General features: G+C 70.4%; 31 protein-coding genes and 7 pseudogenes. 21 read left to right on the forward strand and 17 right to left on the reverse strand.

What is annotated here, in order from left to right:
- The first annotated feature begins 90 nt into the window (after positions 1-90).
- Together LP418_RS16430 and LP418_RS16435 are read left to right on the forward strand one after the other, a co-directional pair.
- Positions 91-603: a DUF3027 domain-containing protein gene (locus LP418_RS16430; RefSeq protein WP_257952883.1), complete on the forward strand. Its 513-nt coding sequence runs from the start codon at positions 91-93 to the stop codon at positions 601-603.
- Positions 491-865, forward strand: coding sequence for a DUF3027 domain-containing protein (locus LP418_RS16435; protein ID WP_257952884.1), 375 nt, complete (start codon positions 491-493; stop codon positions 863-865). Before LP418_RS16430 ends, LP418_RS16435 begins: the two co-directional genes overlap by 113 nt.
- Here LP418_RS16435 and LP418_RS16440 read toward each other — a convergent pair.
- The gene (locus LP418_RS16440) at positions 862-1,455 is read right to left on the reverse strand and encodes a class I SAM-dependent methyltransferase (RefSeq protein ID WP_257952885.1); all 594 of its coding nucleotides are present in this window, start codon (positions 1,453-1,455) and stop codon (positions 862-864) included. The two genes, LP418_RS16435 and LP418_RS16440, sit on opposite strands and share 4 nt — an antisense overlap.
- Entirely contained in the window at positions 1,452-1,646 is a 195-nt protein-coding gene (locus LP418_RS16445) for a DUF2530 domain-containing protein (protein WP_257952886.1), read from the reverse strand. The genes LP418_RS16440 and LP418_RS16445 overlap by 4 nt, the downstream gene beginning before the upstream one ends.
- Positions 1,647-1,777: 131 nt before the next feature.
- Between LP418_RS16445 and LP418_RS16450 the strand changes: the two are divergent.
- From LP418_RS16450 to tuf, 9 genes and pseudogenes are all read left to right on the forward strand, one after another.
- Positions 1,778-3,237, forward strand: a pseudogene (locus tag LP418_RS16450) (NCS2 family permease).
- Between the two features lie 86 nt (positions 3,238-3,323).
- Positions 3,324-3,695, forward strand: a complete 372-nt coding sequence (locus LP418_RS16455; protein WP_257952887.1) for a MarR family transcriptional regulator — start codon at positions 3,324-3,326, stop codon at positions 3,693-3,695.
- A 209-nt stretch (positions 3,696-3,904) separates the two neighbouring features.
- Entirely contained in the window at positions 3,905-5,059 is a 1,155-nt protein-coding gene (locus LP418_RS16460) for an MFS transporter (RefSeq protein WP_257952888.1), read from the forward strand.
- A 235-nt stretch (positions 5,060-5,294) separates the two neighbouring features.
- Positions 5,295-5,666: a 30S ribosomal protein S12 gene (gene rpsL, locus LP418_RS16465; protein ID WP_257952889.1), complete on the forward strand. Its 372-nt coding sequence runs from the start codon at positions 5,295-5,297 to the stop codon at positions 5,664-5,666.
- On the forward strand, positions 5,666-6,136 hold the full coding sequence (gene rpsG, locus LP418_RS16470; protein WP_257952890.1) for a 30S ribosomal protein S7: 471 nt from the start codon (positions 5,666-5,668) through the stop codon (positions 6,134-6,136). The genes rpsL and rpsG overlap by 1 nt, the downstream gene beginning before the upstream one ends.
- Before the next feature lie 131 nt (positions 6,137-6,267).
- Positions 6,268-7,341: pseudogene (locus LP418_RS16475) on the forward strand (elongation factor G); the annotation flags it as partial.
- 175 nt (positions 7,342-7,516) lie between these two features.
- Positions 7,517-7,978 (forward strand): annotated as a pseudogene (gene fusA, locus LP418_RS16480) (elongation factor G); the annotation flags it as partial.
- A 93-nt stretch (positions 7,979-8,071) separates the two neighbouring features.
- A complete protein-coding gene (locus LP418_RS16485; protein WP_257952891.1) occupies positions 8,072-8,329 on the forward strand; it encodes a hypothetical protein in 258 nt (85 codons plus the stop codon).
- A gap of 84 nt (positions 8,330-8,413) precedes the next feature.
- Positions 8,414-9,606 (forward strand): annotated as a pseudogene (gene tuf, locus LP418_RS16490) (elongation factor Tu).
- A gap of 142 nt (positions 9,607-9,748) precedes the next feature.
- On the opposite strand, the gene LP418_RS16495 reads toward tuf, so the two are convergent.
- Genes LP418_RS16495 through LP418_RS16505 form a run of 3 tightly spaced genes read right to left on the reverse strand, consistent with a single transcriptional unit; the run spans position 9,749 to position 10,595 of the window.
- Positions 9,749-9,889 carry a hypothetical protein gene (locus tag LP418_RS16495; protein ID WP_257952892.1) on the reverse strand — a complete coding sequence of 47 codons (141 nt, stop codon included), beginning with the start codon at positions 9,887-9,889 and terminating at the stop codon, positions 9,749-9,751.
- Entirely contained in the window at positions 9,886-10,308 is a 423-nt protein-coding gene (locus LP418_RS16500; protein ID WP_257952893.1) for an aminoglycoside phosphotransferase family protein, read from the reverse strand. The genes LP418_RS16495 and LP418_RS16500 overlap by 4 nt, the downstream gene beginning before the upstream one ends.
- Positions 10,308-10,595, reverse strand: a complete 288-nt coding sequence (locus tag LP418_RS16505) for a hypothetical protein (RefSeq protein ID WP_257952894.1) — start codon at positions 10,593-10,595, stop codon at positions 10,308-10,310. The genes LP418_RS16500 and LP418_RS16505 overlap by 1 nt, the downstream gene beginning before the upstream one ends.
- Before the next feature lie 38 nt (positions 10,596-10,633).
- Here LP418_RS16505 and trmB point away from each other — a divergent pair, with 38 nt between their 5' ends.
- Positions 10,634-11,353, forward strand: coding sequence for a tRNA (guanosine(46)-N7)-methyltransferase TrmB (gene trmB, locus LP418_RS16510; RefSeq protein ID WP_257952895.1), 720 nt, complete (start codon positions 10,634-10,636; stop codon positions 11,351-11,353).
- Positions 11,350-12,633, forward strand: a complete 1,284-nt coding sequence (locus LP418_RS16515) for an MFS transporter (protein WP_257952896.1) — start codon at positions 11,350-11,352, stop codon at positions 12,631-12,633. Before trmB ends, LP418_RS16515 begins: the two co-directional genes overlap by 4 nt.
- Here LP418_RS16515 and LP418_RS16520 read toward each other — a convergent pair.
- The gene (locus LP418_RS16520; protein WP_257952897.1) at positions 12,617-13,003 is read right to left on the reverse strand and encodes a hypothetical protein; all 387 of its coding nucleotides are present in this window, start codon (positions 13,001-13,003) and stop codon (positions 12,617-12,619) included. The two genes, LP418_RS16515 and LP418_RS16520, sit on opposite strands and share 17 nt — an antisense overlap.
- 84 nt (positions 13,004-13,087) lie before the next feature.
- Positions 13,088-13,822, reverse strand: coding sequence for an RDD family protein (locus LP418_RS16525; RefSeq protein ID WP_257952898.1), 735 nt, complete (start codon positions 13,820-13,822; stop codon positions 13,088-13,090).
- A 23-nt stretch (positions 13,823-13,845) separates the two neighbouring features.
- Between LP418_RS16525 and LP418_RS16530 the strand changes: the two genes are divergently transcribed.
- The 5 genes from LP418_RS16530 to LP418_RS16550 all read left to right on the forward strand — a co-directional run bounded on the left by LP418_RS16530 (position 13,846) and on the right by LP418_RS16550 (position 15,837).
- The gene (locus tag LP418_RS16530) at positions 13,846-14,445 is read left to right on the forward strand and encodes a hypothetical protein (protein WP_257952899.1); all 600 of its coding nucleotides are present in this window, start codon (positions 13,846-13,848) and stop codon (positions 14,443-14,445) included.
- Positions 14,331-14,573: a stage II sporulation protein M gene (locus LP418_RS16535; RefSeq protein ID WP_257957070.1), complete on the forward strand. Its 243-nt coding sequence runs from the start codon at positions 14,331-14,333 to the stop codon at positions 14,571-14,573. The genes LP418_RS16530 and LP418_RS16535 overlap by 115 nt, the downstream gene beginning before the upstream one ends.
- A gap of 1 nt (position 14,574) precedes the next feature.
- Positions 14,575-14,844, forward strand: a complete 270-nt coding sequence (locus LP418_RS16540) for a stage II sporulation protein M (protein ID WP_336276088.1) — start codon at positions 14,575-14,577, stop codon at positions 14,842-14,844.
- Positions 14,845-14,963: 119 nt separating this feature from the next.
- A complete protein-coding gene (locus LP418_RS16545) occupies positions 14,964-15,200 on the forward strand; it encodes an alcohol dehydrogenase catalytic domain-containing protein (protein WP_257952901.1) in 237 nt (78 codons plus the stop codon).
- On the forward strand, positions 15,130-15,837 hold the full coding sequence (locus tag LP418_RS16550; protein WP_257952902.1) for a zinc-binding dehydrogenase: 708 nt from the start codon (positions 15,130-15,132) through the stop codon (positions 15,835-15,837). The genes LP418_RS16545 and LP418_RS16550 overlap by 71 nt, the downstream gene beginning before the upstream one ends.
- A 3-nt stretch (positions 15,838-15,840) precedes the next feature.
- On the opposite strand, the gene LP418_RS16555 is transcribed toward LP418_RS16550, so the two are convergent.
- The 10 genes and pseudogenes from LP418_RS16555 to LP418_RS16585 all read right to left on the reverse strand — a co-directional run bounded on the left by LP418_RS16555 (position 15,841) and on the right by LP418_RS16585 (position 20,936).
- Positions 15,841-16,191 carry a hypothetical protein gene (locus LP418_RS16555; RefSeq protein ID WP_257952903.1) on the reverse strand — a complete coding sequence of 117 codons (351 nt, stop codon included), beginning with the start codon at positions 16,189-16,191 and terminating at the stop codon, positions 15,841-15,843.
- A gap of 255 nt (positions 16,192-16,446) precedes the next feature.
- Complete coding sequence (locus tag LP418_RS16560; protein WP_257952904.1) at positions 16,447-17,133, reverse strand: DUF58 domain-containing protein; 687 nt, start codon at positions 17,131-17,133, stop codon at positions 16,447-16,449.
- Between the two features lie 2 nt (positions 17,134-17,135).
- Complete coding sequence (locus LP418_RS29910) at positions 17,136-17,321, reverse strand: hypothetical protein (RefSeq protein ID WP_272496271.1); 186 nt, start codon at positions 17,319-17,321, stop codon at positions 17,136-17,138.
- Positions 17,321-17,575 carry a hypothetical protein gene (locus LP418_RS29915; RefSeq protein WP_272496272.1) on the reverse strand — a complete coding sequence of 85 codons (255 nt, stop codon included), beginning with the start codon at positions 17,573-17,575 and terminating at the stop codon, positions 17,321-17,323. Before LP418_RS29915 ends, LP418_RS29910 begins: the two co-directional genes overlap by 1 nt.
- A gap of 66 nt (positions 17,576-17,641) precedes the next feature.
- Positions 17,642-17,731, reverse strand: a pseudogene (locus LP418_RS29920) (AAA family ATPase); the annotation flags it as partial.
- A gap of 73 nt (positions 17,732-17,804) precedes the next feature.
- Positions 17,805-18,131 (reverse strand): annotated as a pseudogene (locus tag LP418_RS29925) (AAA family ATPase); the annotation flags it as partial.
- 91 nt (positions 18,132-18,222) lie between these two features.
- Positions 18,223-18,924, reverse strand: coding sequence for a hypothetical protein (locus LP418_RS16570; protein ID WP_257952905.1), 702 nt, complete (start codon positions 18,922-18,924; stop codon positions 18,223-18,225).
- Positions 18,863-19,246, reverse strand: a complete 384-nt coding sequence (locus tag LP418_RS16575) for a DUF4350 domain-containing protein (RefSeq protein ID WP_257952906.1) — start codon at positions 19,244-19,246, stop codon at positions 18,863-18,865. Before LP418_RS16575 ends, LP418_RS16570 begins: the two co-directional genes overlap by 62 nt.
- On the reverse strand, positions 19,243-19,707 hold the full coding sequence (locus LP418_RS16580) for a DUF4129 domain-containing protein (protein ID WP_257952907.1): 465 nt from the start codon (positions 19,705-19,707) through the stop codon (positions 19,243-19,245). The genes LP418_RS16575 and LP418_RS16580 overlap by 4 nt, the downstream gene beginning before the upstream one ends.
- A 176-nt stretch (positions 19,708-19,883) precedes the next feature.
- The gene (locus LP418_RS16585) at positions 19,884-20,936 is read right to left on the reverse strand and encodes a hypothetical protein (protein ID WP_257952908.1); all 1,053 of its coding nucleotides are present in this window, start codon (positions 20,934-20,936) and stop codon (positions 19,884-19,886) included.
- A gap of 70 nt (positions 20,937-21,006) precedes the next feature.
- Here LP418_RS16585 and LP418_RS16590 point away from each other — a divergent pair, with 70 nt between their 5' ends.
- The 3 genes and pseudogenes from LP418_RS16590 to rplC all read left to right on the forward strand — a co-directional run bounded on the left by LP418_RS16590 (position 21,007) and on the right by rplC (position 23,156).
- Positions 21,007-21,714, forward strand: coding sequence for an alpha/beta hydrolase (locus LP418_RS16590; RefSeq protein WP_257952909.1), 708 nt, complete (start codon positions 21,007-21,009; stop codon positions 21,712-21,714).
- Between the two features lie 462 nt (positions 21,715-22,176).
- The gene (rpsJ, locus tag LP418_RS16595) at positions 22,177-22,485 is read left to right on the forward strand and encodes a 30S ribosomal protein S10 (RefSeq protein ID WP_007078637.1); all 309 of its coding nucleotides are present in this window, start codon (positions 22,177-22,179) and stop codon (positions 22,483-22,485) included.
- A gap of 10 nt (positions 22,486-22,495) precedes the next feature.
- A pseudogene (gene rplC, locus LP418_RS16600) lies at positions 22,496-23,156 on the forward strand (50S ribosomal protein L3).
- Positions 23,157-23,158 lie beyond the last annotated feature (2 nt).

Below are 23,158 nucleotides of genomic sequence, written 5' to 3' on the forward strand. Positions count from 1 at the left end.
CTGCCGTGTGGGTGGGTCCCGACCGTGCAGCAGCGTCCGGAAGTCAGGGGCGAACTGACAGACCACCGTCGGGTTTGCGATGATGCGCCGGTGATCACCCTCGACGAGACCTCGCCCGACGCCATCCCGGCCGCGGCCGTCGAGGACGCGCGAGCCGTCCTTCTCGACCTCGCCGACCCCTCCGACGTCGGTGAGCACCTCGACGTGCACCGCGAGGACGACCTCGTCGTCACCCACACCTTCGCCTGCACGCGACCCGGCTACATCGGCTGGCACTGGTCGGTGACGCTGACCCGCGACGCCGATTCCAGCAAGCCGACGGTCAACGAGACCGTGCTGTTGCCCGGCGCCGACGCGATCGTCGCGCCGTCATGGGTGCCCTACAAGGAGCGCCTGCAGCCCGGCGACCTGTCCCCGGGCGACCTGCTGCCCGTCGAGGACGAGGACGTGCGCCCGGTCCCCACCTACTCCTTCGGCGACGACCCGCTCGATGCCGACGCCAAGGCGCAGGTGCGCCGTCGCCAAGGACCTCGGCCCGGGCCGCGTGCGCACCCTGTCGCCCGAGGGCACCGACATGGCCGCCGAGCGGTGGTATGCCGGTGACGGCGGCCCCGAGGCGCCGATCGCCAAGAGCGCACCCGACACCTGCTGGTCCTGCGGCTTCCCGGTCCGGCTCGCCGGCCCGCTGTCGGACACGTTCGGTGTCTGCGCCAACGGCAACGCCAACGACGACGGCAAGGTCGTCACCGTCAACCACGGCTGCGGCGCCCACTCCGAGGTCAAGCTCGCCCGCAAGCAGCAGCCGATCCCGGTGCCCGACCACGTCTTCGACACCCTGACCGACGACGAGTTCGTCTCGCTCTAGGCGGCGCTCAGCACCCACACGGCGTAGTCGTCGTTGGGCGCGTGCAGCTCGTAGCTGCCGAACCGCCAGTCGACGCTGAGGCCAGCGACGGTCACATCGGCGACGAACTCGTCCGCCGGATAGACACGGCTGCCGTTCTTGGTGCCGGTCAGGTGGAAGCCGACCGGGATCCGGCCGCCCGGCGCGAGCAACGAGCGCAGGTGCGCCAGCACGGCGCGCTCGGTGTCCTCGGCGACGTAGACCATCACGTTGCCCACCACGACGATGAGGTCGAACGGCTCGAGCTGCGGGATCGCGAGCGCCTCGTGGGGCAGCACCGGCACGTCGCCGTACGTCGACTGCGACTGCTCGCGCAGTGCGGGGTCCGGCTCCGTGGCGACCACGTCGTGACCACGGGCAGTCAGGGCCGCGCTGATCCGGCCCATGCCGGACCCGACGTCGAGGATCCGCGCGTGCCGGCCGACGAGGGCATCGGCCGGGCGGGCCTCGCCCGCGACGTCAGCGCCCTCGGCGAGCAGGGCGGCGAAGTGCTGGCCGTAGCCGCGGTTGCCCTCGCCGGCGAGCTCCCAGCGGGTGGGAGGGAGGGTCATCCGTCGGCCAGCTCGGCGCGCGCCTTGCGGCGCCGGCGGCAGTACTCGAGGCCGAACAGGCCGATCCCGAAGCCGGCCATGCAGGTCCACAGCCACCACGTGCGGCCGCTGTCCTCGAGCGCGCCGTAGAACGGCAGCAGCGCGATGAAGGCGACCAGCCAGATGGCCGTGCCGACCTCGGCGGTGCGCACGCCGTCGACATCGAGCGGCTCGACACCGGGCAACGATGTAGGTGCGGTTGCCGATCTCGTGCTGCGTCGTCTCGTCGTCCCTCAGCTCCACGTCCCCCACGCTACTCCCGGGTTCTGCCAGACTCGCGACCGTGACGGACAAGACGACCACCCGGACCCCTACGCCCGCCGGCGGCATCGACGGCTTCTTCCGCATCAGTGAGCGGGGCTCGACTGTCCCGCGCGAGATCCGCGGTGGCGTCGTGACGTTCCTGACGATGGCCTACATCATCGTGCTCAACCCGATCATCCTGCTCGCGGGCAAGGACATGAACGGCGACTCGATCGGCACGTTCCCACAGGTCGCGGCTGCCACCGCGCTGGCCGCGGGCGTGCTGACGATCCTGATGGGGGTCGTGGCCAACTACCCGCTCGCGCTCGCGACCGGGCTCGGCCTCAACGCCTTCGTCACGTTCTCGGTCGCGAGCCAGATGACCCGGTCGGACGCGATGGGCCCGGTCGTGATCGAGGGCCTGATCATCCCGGCGCTGGTGCTCACCGGCTTCCGTGAAGCGGTCTTCCACGCCGTACCCGCCCAGCTCAAGATCGCCATCTCGGTCGGCATCGGCCTCTTCATCGCGCTCATCGGCCTCGTCGACGCTGGATTCGTACGCCGCACCGGAGCCGGACCCGTCCCCGTAGAGCTCGGCATCGCCGGTCAGCTCGCCGGCTGGCCGGTCCTCGTCTTCGTGATCGGGCTGGTGCTGGTCATCGCGCTCTACGTCCGCAAGGTCAAGGGCGCGATCCTGATCTCGATCGCCGTCACCACCGTCATCGCGATCATCGTGGAGAAGGTGGCGAAGGTCGGCCCGACGTTCACGGCCGACGGCGTCAACCCCAAGGGCTGGAACCTCAACGTCCCCGCGCTCCCGGACAAGGTCGTCGACGTCCCCGACTTCGGCCTGCTCGGCAACTTCAACCTGCTCGGCTCCCGGGAGAACGCCGGCGTCGTCACCGTCGTGCTGCTCGTCTTCACGCTGCTGCTGGCTGACTTCTTCGACACGATGGGCACGATGACCGCGATCGGTGCCGAGGCCGGCCTGCTCGACGACCGGGGCAACCCGCCGAACACCAAGCGCATCCTGATCGTCGACTCGATCGCCGCGGCGGCGGGTGGCGCGGCGAGCGTCTCCAGCAACACGTCGTACATCGAGAGCGCCGCCGGTGTCGGTGAAGGTGCCCGCACCGGCCCTGGCCTCGGTGGTGACCGGCGTGCTGTTCCTGCTGGCCACCCTGTTCGCGCCGCTCGTCGTGGTCATCCCCAACGAGGCCGCCGTCCCGGCGCTGGTCCCGGTCGGCTTCCTGATGATGCAGCAGGTGCGCGGCATCGACTGGGACGACCTCGAGATCGCCATCCCGGCGTTCCTGACGATCGTGCTGATGCCCTTCACCTACTCCATCTCCGCAGGCATCGGCGCCGGCTTCCCCGGCCTACGTGCTGATCAAGGTCGTGCGCGGCAAGGCCGCCGACATCCACCCGCTCATGTGGGTCGTCGCGGCGATGTTCGTCCTCTACTTCTCGATCAGCCCGATCTCCGCCCGGGTCGGCTGACACTCTCCTCGCAGCGCCGGGTCAGGACCTGACCCGGCGTTGTCTTGCCGGAATAGTTAGCACGACTAATGAGTTACGCTAACGACATGCCCACAGTTGAAGCCGTCTCCCGCACCGACGCCGGTCTTGCCGCCGAGCTCCGGACGTCGGTCATGCGCCTGCGCCGTCGGCTCAGCGTCGAGCGGCACCCCGACAACCAGCTGAGCATCGGCTCGATGGTCGTCCCGGGGCTGTTGCACCGCAACGACGCACAGACCGTGGGGGAGCTCGCCCGTGCGGAGAAGGTCCAGCCGCCGTCGATGACCCGGACGGTGACCTCCCCGGAGGACGGCGGCTTCGTCACCCGGCGCCCACACGAGACCGACGGCCGCCGGGTCGTCGTCGAGATCACTGACTGGGGCGCGCGACGCTGCTGGCCGACCGCAAGCGCCGGGACGCGTGGCTCGCCGTGCAGCTGAGCCACCTGACCACTGACGAGCGCGACGTCCTGCGTCGCGCCGCGCCCATCCTCGATCGCCTGTCGCAGGCCGACTGACACAAGGAGCACGAACACAGATTTGAGTCCCACCTTCCGCTCGCTGCGCAATCCCAACTATCGCCTGTACGCCGCCGGCGGAGTCGTGTCCAACACGGGCACTGGATGCAACGCGTCGCGCAGGACTGGCTCGTGCTCCAGCTCACCGCCAACTCGGGTGCCGCCCTCGGCATCACGACGGGACTGCAGTTCCTGCCGTTCCTGCTCCTCGGGCCCTTCTCCGGGCTGGTCGCCGACCGGATGCCGAAGAGGCTGCTGTTGCAGATCACCAACGTCGGGATGGCGATCCCGGCCCCGGTCCCGGGCCTGCTGGCCGTCACCGGCACCGCCCAGATCTGGCACGTCTACGTCCCGGCCTTCGTGCTCGGCCTCGCCTCGGCCTTCGACGCGCCCGCGCGGCAGTCCTTCGTCTCCGAGATCGTCGATCCCGAGGACCTCACCAACGCGGTCGGCCTCAACTCCGCCAGCTTCAATGCCGCTCGCCTCGTCGGGCCGGGTGCGGCAGGTCTGCTGATCGCCGCGTTCGGCGGGGGAGTCGTGGCGACCGGCTGGGTGATCCTGATCAACGCGGTGTCCTACATCGCGCCGGTCCTGACGCTGCGCAGGATGGACCCGAGCCGGCTGGACTCGCCGGCGCTCACCCACCGCGGCCCGGGGGCGATCAGGGAGGGCTTCGCCTACGTCCGCGCCCGCTCCGACCTCTTGCTGATCCTCGCGATCGTCTTCAGCGCGGGCACCTTCGGCCTCAACTTCCAGATGACCAGCGCCCTGATGGCCACCGAGGTCTTCCACAAGGGCCCGACGCAGTACGGCCTCCTCGGCACCTTCCCGGCGGTCGGCTCACTGAGCGGCGCCCTGCTGGCTGCCGGGCGCGAGCGGGTGCGCCAACGACTGGTGATCGTGGCCGGGCTGGTCTTCGGCGGTGTCGTCACCCTGTCCGGCCTGATGCCGTCCTACCTCACCTTCGCCCTGCTGACCCCGTTGATCGGGCTCTCCGCGCTGACGCTGATCACCAGTGCCAACGCCTACATGCAGCTGCACACGGAGCCGGGCGTACGCGGTCGGGTGATGGCGCTCTACATGATGATCTTCATGGGCGGCACGCCCGTGGGGGCGCCGATGATCGGCTGGATCGGAGAGGCGTTCGGCGCCCGCTGGACGCTCATCCCGGGCGGGCTCCTGACCATCGCCGGGATCTCGTTGGCGAGCCTGCTGTTCGCCGGGTCGAAGGGCGTGACCCTCGCTCAGCTGCACCCGCAGCAGGTCCCACAGGAATCGGCTGCCTGAGCCCGGTGCCGGAGCGTCTTGCGGCGTTTTGACCGGCCGTGGACCCCCCGGTAGATTGACTCCTCGTGTTTGGCCTGCCCTCAGGCCTGCCCTGATCGGCCCAGACACGCATCACCTTCGCCGGCTCAACACCGGCGCAGCCGGGCACCTTCCGCCTCAGGGCGGCTGTTCCCGACACGACCCGCCTCGGCAGAGCGCCGTTGCGAGAGATCAAACCAAGAAAGGGAACCACTCGGTGCCCACCATTCAGCAGTTGGTCCGCAAGGGCCGTCAGGACAAGGTGTCGAAGTCCAAGACGCCTGCCCTCAAGGGATCCCCGCAGCGCCGTGGCGTCTGCACCCGCGTCTACACGACCACCCCGAAGAAGCCCAACTCCGCCCTCCGCAAGGTCGCCCGCGTGCGTCTGAGCTCCGGCGTCGAGGTCACGGCCTACATCCCGGGCGTCGGTCACAACCTGCAGGAGCACTCGATCGTGCTCGTGCGCGGCGGCCGTGTGAAGGACCTTCCCGGTGTCCGCTACAAGATCATCCGCGGCACGCTCGACACCCGTGGTGTCAAGAACCGCAAGCAGGCCCGCAGCCGCTACGGCGCGAAGAAGGAGAAGTAATGCCTCGCAAGGGTCCCGCGCCGAAGCGCCCCCTCGTCGTCGACCCGGTCTACGGTTCGCAGGTCGTCACCCAGCTCGTGAGCAAGGTCCTCCAGGGACGGCAAGAAGGCTGTTGCCCAGCGCATCGTCTACACCGCCCTCGAAGGCTGTCGCGAGAAGACCGGCTCCGACCCGGTCGTCACCCTCAAGCGCGCGTCGACAACGTCAAGCCCGCCATCGAGGTCAAGTCCCGCCGCGTCGGCGGCGCGACCTACCAGGTCCCCGTCGAGGTCAAGACCAACCGTCAGACCACGCTGGCCCTGCGCTGGCTCGTCGGCTACGCCGCCGACCGTCGTGAGAAGACGATGGCCGAGCGCCTCATGAACGAGATCCTCGACGCCTCCAACGGTCTCGGTGCCGCTGTGAAGAAGCGCGAGGACACGCACAAGATGGCCGAGTCCAACAAGGCCTTCGCCCACTACCGCTGGTGATCTCGATGGAGTACGCCGATGCGTCGGCGTACTCCATCACCCACCGCACCCATCTACTTTCGAGGGACTGAGACACAGACGTGGCTGTCGAAATCACCACCGACCTGAACAAGGTCCGCAACATCGGCATCATGGCGCACATCGACGCCGGCAAGACCACCACCACCGAGCGCATCCTGTTCTACACCGGCATCAGCTACAAGATCGGTGAGGTCCACGACGGCGCAGCCACGATGGACTGGATGGAGCAGGAGCAGGAGCGTGGCATCACGATCACCTCTGCTGCGACGACGTGCTGGTGGAAGGACCACCAGATCAACATCATCGACACCCCCGGTCACGTGGACTTCACCGCCGAGGTCGAGCGCTCGCTGCGCGTCCTCGACGGCGCCGTGGCCGTGTTCGACGGTGTCGCCGGTGTCGAGCCGCAGACGATGACGGTGTGGCGCCGGGCCAACAAGTACTCCGTCCCCCGCATGTGCTTCGTCAACAAGCTCGACCGCACCGGTGCCGACTTCTTCCGCTGCGTCGACATGATGGTCGAGCGCCTCAACTCCACCCCGCTCGTGCTCCAGCTGCCGATCGGCGCTGAGTCCGAGTTCCTCGGTGTGATCGACCTCGTCGGCATGCGTGCCCTGACTCGGCGTGGCGAGACCACGATGGGTGAGGACTACGACGTCGAGGAGATCCCGGCCGAGCTGGCCGAGCAGGCCGCGGAGTACCGCGAGAAGCTGCTCGAGACGCTGGCCGAGGCCGACGACGACATCATGGAGAAGTTCCTCGAGGAGGGTGAGTTCACCGTCGAGGAGCTGGAGGCCGCGATCCGTCGCGCCACCCTCGCCGACAAGCTCAACCCGGTCCTGTGCGGCACCGCGTTCAAGAACAAGGGCGTCCAGCCCCTGCTCGACGCCGTCGTGAAGTTCCTGCCCTCGCCGCTCGACATCGACGGCATCCGGGGTCACTCGGTCAAGGACGAGAACGAGGTCATCGTTCGCCAGCCGTCCGACAGCGAGCCGTTCTCCGGCCTCGCCTACAAGATCGCGACCGACCCGCACCTCGGCAAGCTGATCTACGTCCGCGTCTACTCCGGCAAGCTCGAAGCCGGCTCGACCGTGGTCAACTCGGTCAACGGCCGCAAGGAGCGAATCGGCAAGGTCTACCAGATGCACGCCAACAAGCGTGAGGAGATCGCGTCGGTCGGCGCCGGCCAGATCGTGGCCGTCATGGGCCTCAAGGACACCAAGACCGGCCACACCCTGTGTGACCCGCAGAACCAGGTCGTCCTCGAGTCGATGACGTTCCCGGCCCCGGTGATCGAGGTCGCCATCGAGCCGAAGACGAAGTCCGACCAGGGAGAAGCTCGGCACCGCGATCCAGCGACTGTCCGACGAGGACCCCACCTTCACGGTCAAGGCCGACGAAGAGACCGGTCAGACCATCATCGCCGGCATGGGCGAGCTCCACCTGGAGATCCTCGTCGACCGGATGAAGCGCGAGTTCCGCGTCGAGGCCACCGTCGGCAAGCCGCAGGTCGCCTACCGCGAGACCATCCGCAACAAGGTCGAGAAGCACTCCTACACCCACAAGAAGCAGACCGGTGGTTCGGGTCAGTTCGCCAAGGTCGTCATCGACCTCGAGCCGAACATCGACCCGGAGACCGGCACCGGTGCGGGCTACGAGTTCGTCAACGCCGTCAGCGGCGGTCGCATCCCGAAGGAGTACATCCCCTCGGTCGACGCCGGTGGCCGGGACGCCATGGAGTTCGGCGTGCTCGCCGGCTACCCGATGGTGGACGTGAAGTTCACGCTCACCGACGGTGCCTACCACGACGTCGACTCCTCGGAGCTCGCGTTCAAGATCGCCGGCAACCAGGCCTTCAAGGAGGCCGCTCGTCGCGCCAAGCCGGTCCTGCTCGAGCCGATGTTCGCGGTCGAGGTGACCACGCCGGAGAGCTTCCTCGGCACGGTCATCGGTGACATCAACTCGCGCCGCGGCCAGATCCAGCCCGGGAGGAGCGTCACGGCGACATGGTCGTCAACGCCCTTGTGCCGCTCTCCGAGATGTTCAGGGTACGTTGGCGACCTGAGGTCGAAGACCTCCGGTCAGGCGTCGTACTCGATGGAGTTCGACTCCTACGCCGAGGTTCCCACGAACATCGCCGAAGAGATCGTCAAGAAGGTCCGCGGCGAGTAGTCGCCCGGGCCGTCGACAGGCAGCCCAGCACGACCCGTTTCACCACCCACGAATTCAGTACAAACCCAACCGGGAGGAGCCCCAGTGGCTAAGGCGAAGTTCGAGCGGACCAAGCCGCACGTCAACATCGGCACCATCGGTCACATCGACCATGGCAAGACGACGTTGACCGCAGCAATCACCAAGGTGCTGCACGACGCGTACCCGACCCTCAACGAGGCGTCGGCGTTCGACCAGATCGACAAGGCGCCCGAAGAGCGTCAGCGCGGTATCACCATCTCGATCGCGCACGTCGAGTACCAGACCGAGTCGCGCCACTACGCGCACGTCGACTGCCCCGGTCACGCTGACTACATCAAGAACATGATCACCGGTGCGGCCCAGATGGACGGCGCGATCCTCGTGGTTGCCGCCACCGACGGTCCCATGCCGCAGACGCGTGAGCACGTGCTGCTCGCCCGCCGGTCGGCGTGCCGGCCCCGGTCGTGGCGCTCAACAAGTGCGACATGGTCGACGACGAGGAGCTCATCGAGCTCGTCGAGATGGAGGTGCGCGAGCTCCTCTCCGAGTACGAGTTCGACGGCGACAACATCCCCGTCGTGCGCGTTGCTGCTCACCCCGCCCTGATGGGTGACGAGAAGTGGGGCCAGTCGGTCCTCGAGCTCATGGCCGCGGTGGACGAGTCCATCCCGACCCCGGCCCGAGAGACGGACAAGCCCTTCCTCATGCCCGTCGAGGACGTCTTCACGATCACCGGTCGTGGCACCGTCATCACCGGTCGCATCGAGCGCGGCATCGTCAAGGTCAACGAGGAGGTCGAGATCATCGGCATCCGAGACGTCGCCCAGAAGAGCACCGTCACCGGTGTCGAGATGTTCCGCAAGCTCCTCGACGAGGGCCAGGCTGGCGAGAACGTCGGTCTCCTGCTCCGTGGCACCAAGCGCGAGGACATCGAGCGCGGCATGGTCGTCATCAAGCCGGGCACCACCACGCCTCACACCAACTTCGAGGCCAACGTCTACATCCTCAGCAAGGACGAGGGCGGCCGTCACACGCCGTTCTTCAACAACTACCGTCCCCAGTTCTACTTCCGTACGACTGACGTGACCGGTGTTGTGACCCTGCCCGAGGGCACCGAGATGGTCATGCCGGGTGACAACACCGAGATGTCGGTCGAGCTCATCCAGCCCATCGCGATGGACGAGGGTCTGCGCTTCGCCATCCGCGAGGGTGGCCGCACGGTCGGCGCCGGCCGCGTCACCAAGATCACCAAGTGATCTAACGCTTCACACCACGAGGCCCCACTCCTTCGGGAGTGGGGCCTCGTGCCATTTTTCCTTGCCGCACACCCGTGCTCCGTCGCGTCCTTGGGCCACAGTGCTGGATCGTCCCCCTCCTGCTGCCTAGGATCCAGCACTGTCAGGCAAGCACCCGCGCCAAGTGCTCCTCGAGCCGCGCAAGCTGGGCGTGATCGTCGAACATGGGCGGTCGGCCCGGAGGCGGCAGGAAGCCCACGATGTCCATGACCTCCCAGTAGGGCTCGGGCTCGACCCCCGTCACCCGCGTGTACGCCGATGCGGAACCGCTGCGCTGCGAAGGTGCCGTGCCGCAGAGCGAGGTTGGAGGAGCAGTGAGCCACGTCCAGCCGGGGCCGGCCCGGTGGACGTCTCGACCCAGTCGACGATCCCGGTGATCTCGTCGCCGGACCAGAGCAGGTTGTGCGGCCCGAAGTCACGGTGCAGGAAGGTCGGCTCGAACCCCGGCGCGTCGGACGCGAGGAGGTCGAAGGCGGCGCGCCACACGTCCGGGCGCGCGGCCCATCGCGGAACGACCCACTTCGCCGGCCACGCCCGGGATTGGTAGGGACGCGCTGCGGGCGTGGCTTCGACCTCGTGGATCGCCGCCAGCAGTTCAGCGATCGAGGTCAGGGTGGTGTCATCACACCGGAACTCGTCGGGGGCGCCCGGCACCAGCGACATCAGATGGGTCGGGTGGCCGGTGGAAGCCCCCCGGCATCGAGCGCGATGCTCCGCGGTGCCGGGATCGCTGTCGAGGCGAGGGTGACCCGGGTGTCCGACTCTCGCGCCGCCAAGGACTGGCCATGCGTGCGCCAAGGCTCCTCGGTGATCAGTCTCAGCACGGAGGAACGACCTGAGCGACCGTGCAGCGCCAGCATTGCCGACGTCCGGCCGCCTTGGAGCGGGACCACCTCCGTGACGTCGTGGTCGAGGTGGGTTCGGGCCCAGTCGATCGCGGCGGCGTACACGCAGCGAAGTCTCACACGAGGGCTGAGAGAATGCGCGGGTGAACGACGCCCGCCCCCCGCGCCCGCACCACAAGCTGACCGACGACGGTCGCCGGATGCAGGAGGTGCTGACCTACTCGCGACGCGGGAGCCGCTTCACGCCGCAGCAGGCCGAGGGCTGGGCAGCGCACCGGGCCGACTGGGTGATCCCGGACGGCGCGGTCGACAAGCCCGACTTCGACCTGATGAGCTGGTGGGGTCGCGAGGCGCCGCTGATCGTGGAGATCGGCTCCGGCATCGGCGAAGCCACGGCAGCGCTCGCAGCGAGCAGGCCCGAGGCCAACATCCTCGGGTTCGAGGTCTGGGTCCCGGGCATCGCCGACTCGCTGTGGCGGGTTGCCGAGGCGGGAGCCGACAACGTGCGGTTCCTCGGTGTCGATGCGGTGTGGTCGCTGGAGCACCCGGTCGCGCCGGACAGCCCGGCCGAGCTGTGGACGTTCTTCCCCGACCCGTGGCACAAGAAGAAGCACAACAAGCGCCGCCTCGTCACGCCGACAAACGCGGCGATGATGGCGCGCCGGCTCAAGCCCGGCGGGGTCTGGCGGCTGGCGACCGACTGGGCCGACTACGCCCAGCAGATGATCGAGGTCCTCGACGCCGAGCCGCTGCTGGACGGCGGTCGCGTCGAGCGCTGGGCCGATCGCCCGGTCACCCGCTTCGAGCGCAAGGGCCTCGAGAAGCACCGCGACATCACCGACCCGGCCTACACCCGGCGATGACGGCCACCGAGCAGCAGACACCCGCCACAAGTCGCCGCATCCACCCCGCGTGGTGGGTCGCGGCCGTCACCATGGCGGCTCTGATGGCGGCGGCCGGCTTCCGCTCGTCGACCGGCGCGCTACTGGTCCCGCTCGAGAAGGACTTCGGCTGGTCGCGCTCCACGACGAGCGGCGCGGTCAGCCTCAACCTGATCATCTACGGCCTCACCGCCCCCTTCGCCGCCGCCCTGATGGAGCGCTTCGGCATCCGCCGCGTGGTGGCAGCGTCCCTGACCCCGGTCGCCGCGGGCAGCGGCTTGACGCTGGTGATGACCAGCCCGTGGCAGCTGTGGTTGTTGTGGGGCTTCGCGATCGGCATCGGCACCGGGTCGCTCGCACTGGTCTTCGGCGCGGTCGTCGCCAATCGCTGGTTCGTGAAGAACCGCGGCGTCGTGATCGGGGTCTTCTCGGCGGCCAGCTCGACCGGCCAGCTGATCTTCCTGCCCGCCATCGCCAACCTCGCCGAGGGTCCCGGCTGGCGCTGGGCCGCCGCGGTCACGACCGTGTTCGCGGCGCTGCTCGTGCCCTTCGTCTGGTGGTTGCTGCGCGACCACCCGAGCGACATCGGCACGACGGCGTACGGCGCGAGCGAACCGCTGCCTCGTCCGGCACCGCCGACCCGCAGTGCCGCCCGGGTCGCCATCGGCGCGTTGCGGGAGAACACCCGCAGCCGCACGTTCTGGATCCTCTTCGGCACGTTCTGGATCTGCGGCTGGTCGACCAACGGCCTGATCGGCACGCACTTCATCCCGGCCGCGCACGACCACGGGATGCCCGCGTCGACCAGCGCCGGCCTGCTCGCGCTCATCGGGATCTTCGACATCATCGGCACCGTCGCCAGCGGCTGGCTCACCGACCGGGTGGACAGCCGCTACCTGCTCTGCGGCTACTACTTCTTCCGCGGGCTCTCGCTGCTCGGCGTGCCCTACCTCCTCGGCCCGCACGTGCACCCGAGCCTGTTCCTCTTCATCCTCTTCTACGGCCTCGACTGGGTGGCCACCGTCCCGCCGACGGTCGCGCTCTGTCGCCAGCACTTCGGGATCGAGAAGGCGAGCGTCGTCTTCGGCTGGGTGTTCGCCGCCCACATGGTCGGCGCCGGCGTCGCGGCGAGCTTCGCCGGCTGGATCCGCGAGTGGCGTGGTGACTACTTCGGGGCGTGGCTGACCGCCGGCGCGCTGTGCCTGCTGGGCGCCGTGGCCTGTCTGATGATCCCGAAGCGCCCGGTCACCGAGGTCGGGTGAACCTCAACCCGGCATCCTCGAGCAGCGCCTCGACGCGCAAGCGCTCGGCCTCGCGGTCGGTGCCGAGCGGCAGCTCGGACAAGGTGTCCGGCAGGCCGAGGGCCGGGCATGCCCGGGCCAGCGCGTCGTCGTACGCCGCAAGCGTGGCCACGCGACGGACGTGGCTCGTGCCGGGTGGGGACGAGAGGGTCGCCTCGCGCAGGCGCGTCAGGTCGGCGGCGATCTGCTCGATCGGGGGGCCCGCGGGCTCGGTCGGCGGCGGCAGGTGCCGGCGGACGAAGATCCCGGCGGCCGAGCCGTAGAACACCACCCACAGCACGAGGGCGAGCATGGCGGTGATCGCCACGACGCCGAGCACCCCGGTCAGCATGGGCTCAGCGCTTGCCGACGAGGCGGGCGCGCATCGCGGCCTCACGCGCGAGCCGGGCACCGTCTCGTTCGCGGCGGGCAGCGATCACCGCTGCCGGAAGTCGTGCGGTGTGGTGCCGGGGGGCGGCGGTGGTGCGACGTGGGCCGCAACGTCGGCCGCGAGGTTGGACCCGAGCTCGTGGCGCACCGCCGGGTCGAGCGTGGCGGCGCGACCGAGGAACTGGCGCACCGCGAGGGCCGGGCCCGTCGGCAGCGCGGCCATGTCGGCGTTGCGGCGCCCACGCCGCGAGGTGCGGGGGAGGAGCGCGGGCGGGGGGAGCTGGAGCCGGACGCGTTCGCGGACGACGTAGGTGCCGGCGGCGTGGTCGCCGAGGCGCTTGCCCTTCGAGGAGAGCAGCGCGGAGAAGAAAGCAGGGGCGCCGGTGAAGGCGTAGATCTCCACGAAGCCGATCAGCGATCGCACGAACGCGTGCTGGAACGAGATCGGGCCGGCGTCGTCGCGCACCGTGCGGAGGCCACAGGCGAGCTTGCCGAGCGAGCGGCCGCGGCTGAGGGTCTCGATCGTGGTCGGGATGACGAGGAAGACGGTGATCATGGTGCCGACCGGGGCGACGTGTGCGAGCGCGCCGTCGGTCTGCAGGACCGCGATGCCGAAGAGCAGGATGATCACGATCAGCAACCCCACCGTGACGATGATGTCGATCAGGCCGCTGGCGATGCGCGAGCCGAGGCTGGCCGGCGGCAGGTCGAGCGCCACTGCCTCGCCGGTGACGTGGTCGTCGGCGGTCAGGCTGGCGAAGGCGGGGCCGGAGGAGGACATCGTCGCCAGCATAGGCTGGCCGCGTGGACCTCGACGCTTACGTGCTGGCGCAGCGCAGCCAGTGGGTGCGCCTCGAGGAGCTCACCTCGCAGCGACGGCTCGACGGGGCGGAGACCGATGAGCTGGTCGATCTCTACCAGCGCGTGGCGACCCATCTGTCGGTGGTGCGGACCTCCGCCCCGGACGCCGCGCTGATCGCCTACCTGTCGTCGATCCCGGCCCGTGCCCGGCTGCGCACCGTCGGCACCCGCGCCACCACGTGGCGCGGCGTGGGCGCCTTCTTCACCGACCGGTTCCCGGCCGCGCTCTACCGGTTGCGCTGGTGGTGGCTGGGCACCCCCGGCGGCCAACGTCGTGGTCACCGTCGTGATGATCTGGTGGCTGCTCCAGCACCCGGCGGTGGAGCAGAGCCTGATGTCCCCCGGAGGAGATCGACCAGCTCGTCCGGCACGACTTCGAGAACTACTACAGCGAATACGCGGCGTCGCACTTCGCCGCCCGTGTGTGGATCAACAACGCCCGGGTCGCGGCCCTCTGCCTCGCACTCGGCGTGCTCGGTGCGCCGGTCATCTACCTGCTGTTCAACAACGTCGCCAACCTCGCGATCATCGCCTCGATCATGATCCGCCACGACCACGCCGGCCACTTCTGGGGACTGATCAGCCCGCACGGGCTGCTCGAGCTGACCGCCGTGTTCGTCGCCGGGGGAGTGGGACTGAGGCTGTTCTGGTCGTGGATCGCCCCGGGGTGACCTGACCCGTGGGCAGTCGATGGCGCGCGAGGGCCGGACCGCCGGGACCGTGGCGCTCGGGTTGGTCGTGGTGCTGTTCATCAGCGGCATCATCGAGGCCTTCGTGACCCCGTCGGGCCTGCCGACCGAAGCGCGGGTCGGGATCGGCGTCGTCGCCGAGCTCGCGTTCTTCGCCTACGTCTTCGTGGTCGGCCGCAGCGCGGTCGCGCGCGGCCACACCGGCGACATCGACGCGGCACTGCTCGAGGACCGGGTCGCCACGCAGGCTTGACCTCAAGTGAACTTGACGTTGTTGGCTCGTCCCATGAGAGCAATCACGCATGACACGTTCGGCGGCCCGGAGGTCCTGAGACTCGAGGAGTACGCCGATCCGCAACCCGGCCCCGGCCAGTGCGCATCCGCGTCGCGGCCAGCGGCGTCCACCTGCTCGACACCAGCATCCGCAGCGGCACCGGATTCGGCATGGGGCCGGCGCCTGAGCTGCCGATGATCCCCGGGCGGGAGGTGGCCGGCGTGGTCGAGGCGGTGGGATCGGGCGCCGAGGAATGGCTGCACCGTGACGTCGTGGTCCACCTCGGCCCGGCCGGTCGGGGGTGGATATGCCAGCAAGGTCCCGGCAGACGCTGAGCGGCTCCACGAGCTGCCGCTCGGCCCGGACCCCGGCGTCGCGGTCGCGGCGATCGGCACCGGACGCACCGCGGTCGGCCTGCTCGACCAGATCCGTCTCGGTCGGGAGGACAGGGTCATCGTCACGTCGGCGGCTGGCGGGCTGGGAGTCCTGCTCCTCCGGGAGCTGCGAGCGGTCGGAGCCACGAGCGTCGGCCTCGCCGGAGGGTCCGCCAAGGTCCGGGCCGCGCGCGAAGCGGGGCCACGCACGCGCTCGACTACCTCGATCCTGCCCGGCCCGAAGCGGTGCGAGACGCCCCCGGGCTCGGCGACGGTGCTGCTCGACGGCGTCGGAGGCGAGGTCGCGGAGACTGCGGCGAGGCTGCTCGTGCCCGGGGGCCGGGTGCTGTCCTTCGGCTGGTCCTCCGGACGCCGGGCCACTGGCCGGGACCACGTCGTGGTCGACGTGCCACTGGGGCCGAAGCTCCTCTCCCGGCCGGGCGGGCCGCGCTCCCTCGAGGAGGACGCGCTGGCCGCCGCCGCGGACGGGACCCGTGTCCCGGTCGTGGGCTCGCGCTACCCGTTGGAAGACGCTGCCCTCGCGCACCGCGACCTCGAGCAGCGACGAACCGTCGGCAAGGTAGTGCTCGAGCCCTGACCCCTACAACAGACCCCGCGCCTTCAGCGTGAGGTAGTGGTCCGCCAGCGCCGGCGGGAGACGTTCGGCGTCGGCATCCACCACGTCGACGCCCAGCGCCGTCAGGATCTCGCTGGCACGGCGGCGCTGCTGCAGGACGTGCGCGGCCGCGGCCGCGGAGTAGACGTCGGAGAGGGAGTCGCGCTGCTCGCGCAACGCCCCCAGCGCGGGATCCTGCACGGACGCGACGACGACGCGGTGGTGCTTGAGCAGCGCGGGCAGTACCGGCAGCAGGCTCTCGATCACCGACGCGGGTTCCGAGCGGAGTGAGCAGGACGACGAGGGCGCGCTGGCGCCCGAGGTGGTTGACGGCACCCGCCAGACCCGCCCAGTCGGCCTCGGCGATGACGGGCTCGAGGTCGGCCATCGTGTCCTGCAACGTGGCCACGATGTCGCGCGCACCGGCCGCGCGGACCCGGGCGCGGACGGTGCGGTCGCCGGCCGGGAAGTCGATCCGGTCGCCCGCCCGTGCCGCCGGGGCGGCCAGCAGGAGCGCGGCATCCATCGCGGAGTCGAGCCGGGGCACGTCGCCGATCCGGGCGGCCGAGACCCGCGACGTGTCGAGCACGATCACGACGCGGCGGTCGCGCTCGGGTTGCCAGTGCGCACCACGACGTTGCGGTTGCGGGCACTGGCTCGCCAGTCGATGGAGCGTACGTCGTCGCCGCGGACGTATTCGCGCAGCGAGTCGAACTCCGTGCCGGCGCCGCGGATGCGCACCGCGGAACGGCCGTCGAGCTCACGCAGCCCGGCCAGCCGCGACGGCAGGTGCTTGCGCGACTCGAACGGTGGCAGCGACCGGACGGTGCCCGGCACCTCGATCGTGGACTGACGTGCGGCCAGTCCGAGAGGACCGGGGATGCGCACGGTCACACCGACCGCGCGGAGGTCGCCGCGCCGGCGCGGGCACAGGCCGGTGCTCAACGTGGTCACCTCCCCGGCCGAGAGCCGGACGTGGTGACGGTTGCCGCTCGCGCCCGCGGTGGGCTGCCGGGCGTCGCGGACCAGCGCCCGGACGGTTCGCTTGCCGGGGTTGAGGATCGTGACGCGCGAGAGTGCGGCGTACCCGAGCCGGACGGACCCGACCTCGGCCCGCCGGACCTCCGGGGTGGACGGACGGACGGCCAGCCACCAGTCGAGGACTGTCACCAGCGCGACCAGCAGCAGCCAGCCCCACACCGTGCCCATGGCAGGGCGCAGCACGACGGGCACCAGCCCGAGGGCGAGCAGCAGCGGGACGCGTCCGGTGATGGTCATCGTCAGCGGGGGACCGGGACCGAGTTGAGGGCGGAGCTCAGGACGGCCGACACGTCGACGCCCTCGAGCTCGGCCTCGGGACGCAGCCCGAGGCGGTGGACGAGGGTGGCGTGCGCCAACGCCTTGACGTCGTCGGGCGTCACGAAGTCGCGCCCGGTCAGCCGGGCCCGGGCGCGCGAGGTGCGCATCAGCGCCGTGGCGCCGCGGGGGAGACCCCGAGCGAGAGCGACGGCGAGTCGCGGGTGGCTCGCGCGATGTCGACGATGTAGCCGGTCACCTCCGGCGACACCTGCACGGTGCGTACGGCGGCCTGCCCCGCCTCGATGTCCGCTGGACCGGCGACGGCGCGCACCCCGGCGGCGGCGACGTCACGCGGGTCGAAGCCGGCGGCGTGCCGGGTGAGGATCTCGAGCTCGGCGTCCCGCTCCGGGATCGGCAGCACGATCTTGAGCAGGAAGCGGTCGAGCTGCGCCTCGGGCAGCGGGTAGGTGCCTTCGTACTCGACCGGGTTCTGGGTGGCCGCGACCGGGAACGGGCGCGGCAGCGGTCGCGAGACCCCGTCGACCGAGACCTGCCCCTCCTCCATCGCCTCCAGCAACGCCGACTGCGTCTTCGGCGGCGTCCGGTTGATCTCGTCGGCGAGCAGGAGGTGGGTGAAGAGCGGCCCCCTCCCGGAAGGCCAGCTCGCCGGCCCGGCCGTCGATCACCATCGAGCCGGTGATGTCGCCGGGCATCAGGTCGGGGGTGAACTGCACGCGCCGGGTCTCGACGTCGAGCGAGCCGGCGAGAGTGCGCACGAGCAGCGTCTTGGCGACGCCGGGCACGCCCTCCATCAGCACGTGCCCGCCGCACAGCAGCGCGACGAGCAGGCCGGACACGGCGGCGTCCTGCCCGACGACTGCCTTGGCGACCTCCGCGCGGACGGCGGCGAGCCGTTCGCGGGCGGCCTCGTGCGCTGCTGAGCTGTCGGGCGGGCTCACTGAGTTCGAGCTGGTCATGTGCGGCGTACCTCTCTGTCGAGCTCGGCCAACGCGGCGGCCGGGCGGATGAGTTCGTGGTCGGTGGCGGGCGCGGTGGCCCGTTCGCCGATCAGGGTGTCGATGTCGGAAGACGGTCGATCCAGTCGTACGGCGACGTCGCGGACCAGCGCCGCGACGTCGGTCGGCGGCAGCCGGAGGTGGGTGGCCGGTCGTCGCGGGTCGACCGACGCAGTGCGTCTGCGGCATGCCCGCGGGCCGACGCGGAGCGGTAGAGCCGGCCCCGGGCCTCGGTGGTCTCCAGCGAGCGCACGGTCACGGGCAGGGGCTCGACCGCGAGCGCACCGAGCCGACGACCGCGCCACCAGATCACCGCAACCATCGCCGGGCCCATCAGCCACAGCGCCGGTGTCAGCCGGGGCGGCAGCAGGGACCGCAACCCGACACCGTCGTCGCCGACCGAGTCCTCGAGGCTCGGGACGTACCAGACCACGCGCGGGTGCTGGCCGAGCAGCCGCAGCGCCACCGCTGCGTTGTCGGCGCGCAGCACCCGGTCGTTCTCGACGATGCCGGCGGCGCCGAGCAGCGCCAGCCCGTCGCCGGCGGCGGCCAGCGCCCAGCCGGTGTCGCTCGGGAAGCACCCGGCGGTGGTGGCATAGGACGCCGACGCGTCGACCTCGATGCTCAGGTCGGACAGGTCGCCCAGCCCGGTGTCGGTGCAGTCGCCGTCCTGCCGGCCCTGCGGTGTGGCGCTACTGGCGGTGGCGTCGATACCGAGGGCCTCGGTGGCACCGGGGGCGGCCCCGACCACCACGGTCGTGCTGTGCCCGGTCGCCGCGAGCAGCCGGTCGGCCGTGCTCTGTCCGAGGTTCTCCGGGGGAGGTCACGACGACCGTGGTGTCGGCGTCGAGCGACCGGTCCTCCAGTGCCGCGGCCGAGCGGACGACGTCGACCTCGACCCCTTGGTCCTCGAGCACTCGGGCGAGGGCACGGGCGCCACGCGCCCCGGGATTCTCCGGATCGTGGTCGGCTCCCGTGCGCGGGCCACCGCTCAGCAGCACGGCCACGACCAGCGCCGCGAGGGTGCCCAGCCCGATCACCAGCGTCGAACGGTTGCGCCGCAGCCAGCCGCTCATTTGACGCCCACGAGCTCGTCGTCGAGTGCCAGCACGAACGCCGCCCGGTCCTGCGTCGCCTCGCGTTCGCCGTACAGGACGAGGTCGAAGAGGCGCGCACCCTCGGACATTCCCGCCGCCTGTGAGGGGTACGCCGACGACAGCGACTGCGCCACCTCGTGGGCCGTGGTCCCGGGCGCCGCGGCCGGGCGGCCGTGCTCGACCTGCCGGGCGACGAGGGCGCGGAAGCCGTCGACGAGCGCATCGGAGTGGCGCCCCTCGGCGTATGCCCCTTCGGCCCGGTCCCGCCACTCGCTGGCGCTGATCGACGCGTCGGGGAGCAGCGACTCCGTGGCCGAGCGCCGTTGCGGCGCGGAACGGGCTCGGGTGGCCAGCCAGATCAGCGCGAGGACGAGCAACAGTCCGACCGCCATCGCCGCAAAGGCGGACAGTGGTGGAGCGCTCGAGGCGACGGCGAGCACGTCGATGATCCGCCGCTCCAGCCCGGGCGACCGGGCGCTGCAGCAGGTCGTCCCGGTGGTAGGCGGAGTCGAGCAGCTCGCGACGCAACAGGTCGCGTCCCTCGCCGGGCGACGGCACGAGGGGCGGATCGACCAGCAGAGCCCAGCTCACGAGCGGGTGAGCCCTGCCCGCTGCATCAGGACGACGTCGAAGGCCTCTCCGGCGCATCCGCAGGTCGATGTACTGCAGGGTCGCGACGGACGTGGTGAACGGCGCCACGAAGGCGGCCGTGATCACCGAGGCGATGGCCTGACCGAGGACGAGGAAGTAGACGCCCGTCTCGCCGGACACACCGCCGAGGAGCACGCCCCCGGCTGACCGGGCTGATCGGCATGGAGAGCATGGAGCCGGCGACCTGTGCGATGACGTAGGTGAGCAGGGCGATGCCGAACGTCCGCCAGAAGGCCGACCGGGTGAGGTGGAAGCCGCGGCCGACTGCCCCGAGCACCCCGATCGGCTCGAGCATCAGCGCCGGCACCGGCAGGTAGTAGACCCGCACCCAGAACCAGAGGACGAACGCGATGAAGGCCGGCACCGTGACCACGCCGTAGACGACCGGGACCTGCCAGCCCGAGGCGGTGACGGCCACCACCACCCGTGTCAGGGCGTAGAGCGCGATCAGCATCGTGGTGGCCGGGCCGAGCAGCAGGGTGAGGCCGATCAGCCGCCAGCGCTTGCCGTGGGTCGCCGCCCGTGCCCGGCCCAGCGTGAGCTTGTGACCGGTCGCGGCAGCGGCGACCACGTGCGCGATCATGCCGCCGACGAGGATCAGCCCGATGCCCCGGAGCATCGCGCCCAGCATCAGGGAGCCGAACACCCCGATGAGGCCGGCGACGTCCTCACCGCTGACGGATCCACTCGGGTCGCCGTCGCTCAGGACGAGGTCGTTGGTCATCGACAGGTCCAGCACGGCGCCCGGGACGGCCGTGGCCAGCAGCGGGATCGCCATCGCGACGGCCGCCACGAGCACGGCTGACCCGACGGTCGCGCGCGGGTTGAAGCGGATGATCTTGAAGGCCGCGTCGTACATGTCGCCCGGGCCGAGTGGTCGCAGCGGGATCGCGCCGGGCTTGTGCGCCGCGGCGTACGGCGCCGGCCGGGGGACGTAGGACCGAGCGGGCGGCGGCTGGGTCGGCGGCCCGGGCGGGGGCGCGCTCCAACCCGGCGGTGGCGGTTGCTGCTCCGACATGGCGTCCCCCCGGGTGCTGACGAGGTGGCAATCCTGTCAGGTCGCCCCCCGGCGTCCTACGCTGTCACCCGTGAGGGCGAGGGGTGTACGCCGCGGGGCCGGGCCGTTGCTCGCCCTTCTCCTGCTCGCAGTGAGCGGCTGCTCGGGTTCGGGCGCCGAGCCCGTCGAGTCGGAGCCGGCGGCGGGGGACGAGTGCAGCGCCTACTTCCCGGCCGGCGCCGAGGTGCGCAACCGCACCCTGCGGGGCGCCTCCGACGGCGAGATCCGGGCCGTCGAGTTCACGAGCGCGGACGCCCACACGGCGCTCGTGCTGCTGCCGGAGCGCGGGGGAGGCGTGTGCGGCTGGGGGACCTTCGCCCACGCCGCGAGCGCTGAGGGCTTCGCCTCGATCGTGGTCGCACCGTGTGGGTACGGCGACTCGACGTGCACCTCCGAGGGCGACGCCGACCCGGTCAACGAGGTCGCGCCGGCGATCGACGCGGCCCGTGAGGACCTCGGCGTCGACCGGGTCGTGCTGGTCGGTGCCTCCATGGGCGGGTCGCTCACCGTCCCGGCCGCGGCGGGCGGCGCCGACGTCGACACCCGGATCGACGTGTCGGGGCCGCCGGCGTGGGAGGAGACGACGCTCAGGTCGGTCTCCTCGTCCCTGCCCGCGGGGGACTGGTGGTCCGGGCGAGGTCGGACGGCGCGGCGGCGTACGCGAGGTCACGGTCGCTGGCGAAGCGTTCCGGCGCCCGCTTCCTCGACGGCGGAAGCGGTCACGGATACGAGCTGCTGACCCGTCTTGACGGGCGGATCACCCGCGTCCGGACGCGCCGTCCCGGCCCACGCGGCGGGCTGATCCTGCCCCCGCTCATTCCGATTTGGCGCGTGCGGGGATGTCTGCCAAGATAGTCCGGTTGCTCCGGCGAGTCGCTTTCACGCGGCTGGCGGAGTGTGGCAGCACTTGACTTCTGAATCGCGTCTCCGAAGATCGATTGAGCAGTTGCGTGCACCGCACCTCACCAGTTGGCGAGTAGGAGACTCGATCAGCCCGACGAACCCGTCGGGTGTCCCCCACACAACACATCGAGATCCGGGTCAAGTTTCGCGGAAAGTGCGCGACACGCCCGACCGCGGGGGTCGGTGGTGGGGGCGGATGCACGGGCGGTGCGGACTCACCCGAGGACGTGTCGTGAACCAGACCAGAACGCGGTACGACCCCAGTGGGGCGTACGAGATCGATAAGGACGAAGGACCTATGGCGGGACAGAAGATCCGCATCAGGCTCAAGGCCTATGACCACGAGGTGATCGACACCTCGGCGCGCAAGATCGTGGACACCGTCACCCGCACGGGTGCGAAGGTCGCCGGCCCCGTGCCGCTGCCGACCGAGAAGAACGTGTTCTGCGTCATCCGCTCGCCCCACAAGTACAAGGACTCGCGCGAGCACTTCGAGATGCGCACCCACAAGCGCCTCATCGACATCATCGACCCCACGCCGAAGACCGTCGACTCGCTCATGCGCCTCGACCTGCCTGCCGGTGTCGACATCGAGATCAAGCTCTGAGGTTGTTGAGATGACTTTCGAACGCAATGTGAAGGGCCTGCTGGGCACCAAGCTCGGCATGACCCAGTTCTGGGACGAGAACAACCCGGTCGTCCCCGTCACCGTGATCGCGGCCTCGACCAACGTCGTGACCCAGATCCGCCAGCCCGAGATCGATGGCTACAACGCCATCCCGGGTCGGCTTCGGCGAGATCGAGGCACGCAAGGTCAACCAGCCCGACGCCGGACACTTCGCCAAGGCTGGAGTGACCCCGCGTCGCCACCTCGTCGAGATCCGCACCGCCGACGCCTCGTCCTACACCATCGGTCAGGAGCTCAGCCCCGAGCTGTTCGCCGCCGGTGACGAGATCGACGTGACCGGCACCAGCAAGGGCAAGGGCTTCGCGGGTGTCATGAAGCGCCACGGCTTCCACGGGGTCGGCGCCTCGCACGGTGCCCACCGCAACCACCGCAAGCCGGGCTCCATCGGTGCCTGCGCCACGCCCGGTCGTGTCTTCAAGGGCACGCGCATGGCTGGTCGCATGGGTAGCGACACGGTCACCACCCAAAACATCACGGTGCACGCCGTTGACGTCGAGAAGGGCCTGATCATGCTCAAGGGCGCCGTTCCCGGCCCCAAGGGTGGTCTCGTGGTCCTGCGCTCGGCCGCCAAGAAGACGCAGGAGGCCTGAGC

The organism is Nocardioides sp. B-3, assembly GCF_024703895.1.
In the GTDB taxonomy this organism is placed as follows: domain Bacteria; phylum Actinomycetota; class Actinomycetes; order Propionibacteriales; family Nocardioidaceae; genus Nocardioides.

Bases quoted from the DNA above. Each gene is read 5' to 3' on its own strand.
- LP418_RS16515 (WP_257952896.1), top strand. From the start codon at position 11,350: ATGACGGCCACCGAGCAGCAGACACCCGCCACAAGTCGCCGCATCCAC.
- LP418_RS16575 (WP_257952906.1), bottom strand. From the start codon at position 19,246: ATGAGCGGCTGGCTGCGGCGCAACCGTTCGACGCTGGTGATCGGGCTG.
- LP418_RS16440 (WP_257952885.1), bottom strand. From the start codon at position 1,455: ATGACCCTCCCTCCCACCCGCTGGGAGCTCGCCGGCGAGGGCAACCGC.
- LP418_RS16500 (WP_257952893.1), bottom strand. From the start codon at position 10,308: ATGTCGCTGGTGCCGGGCGCCCCCGACGAGTTCCGGTGTGATGACACC.
- rpsG (WP_257952890.1), top strand. From the start codon at position 5,666: ATGCCTCGCAAGGGTCCCGCGCCGAAGCGCCCCCTCGTCGTCGACCCG.
- LP418_RS29910 (WP_272496271.1), bottom strand. From the start codon at position 17,321: ATGCGCACCTCGCGCGCCCGGGCCCGGCTGACCGGGCGCGACTTCGTG.
- LP418_RS16520 (WP_257952897.1), bottom strand. From the start codon at position 13,003: ATGCTGACCGGGGTGCTCGGCGTCGTGGCGATCACCGCCATGCTCGCC.
- LP418_RS16560 (WP_257952904.1), bottom strand. From the start codon at position 17,133: ATGACCATCACCGGACGCGTCCCGCTGCTGCTCGCCCTCGGGCTGGTG.
- LP418_RS16435 (WP_257952884.1), top strand. From the start codon at position 491: ATGCCGACGCCAAGGCGCAGGTGCGCCGTCGCCAAGGACCTCGGCCCG.
- LP418_RS16525 (WP_257952898.1), bottom strand. From the start codon at position 13,822: ATGTCCTCCTCCGGCCCCGCCTTCGCCAGCCTGACCGCCGACGACCAC.
- LP418_RS16455 (WP_257952887.1), top strand. From the start codon at position 3,324: ATGCCCACAGTTGAAGCCGTCTCCCGCACCGACGCCGGTCTTGCCGCC.
- LP418_RS16585 (WP_257952908.1), bottom strand. From the start codon at position 20,936: ATGTCGGAGCAGCAACCGCCACCGCCGGGTTGGAGCGCGCCCCCGCCC.
- rpsJ (WP_007078637.1), top strand. From the start codon at position 22,177: ATGGCGGGACAGAAGATCCGCATCAGGCTCAAGGCCTATGACCACGAG.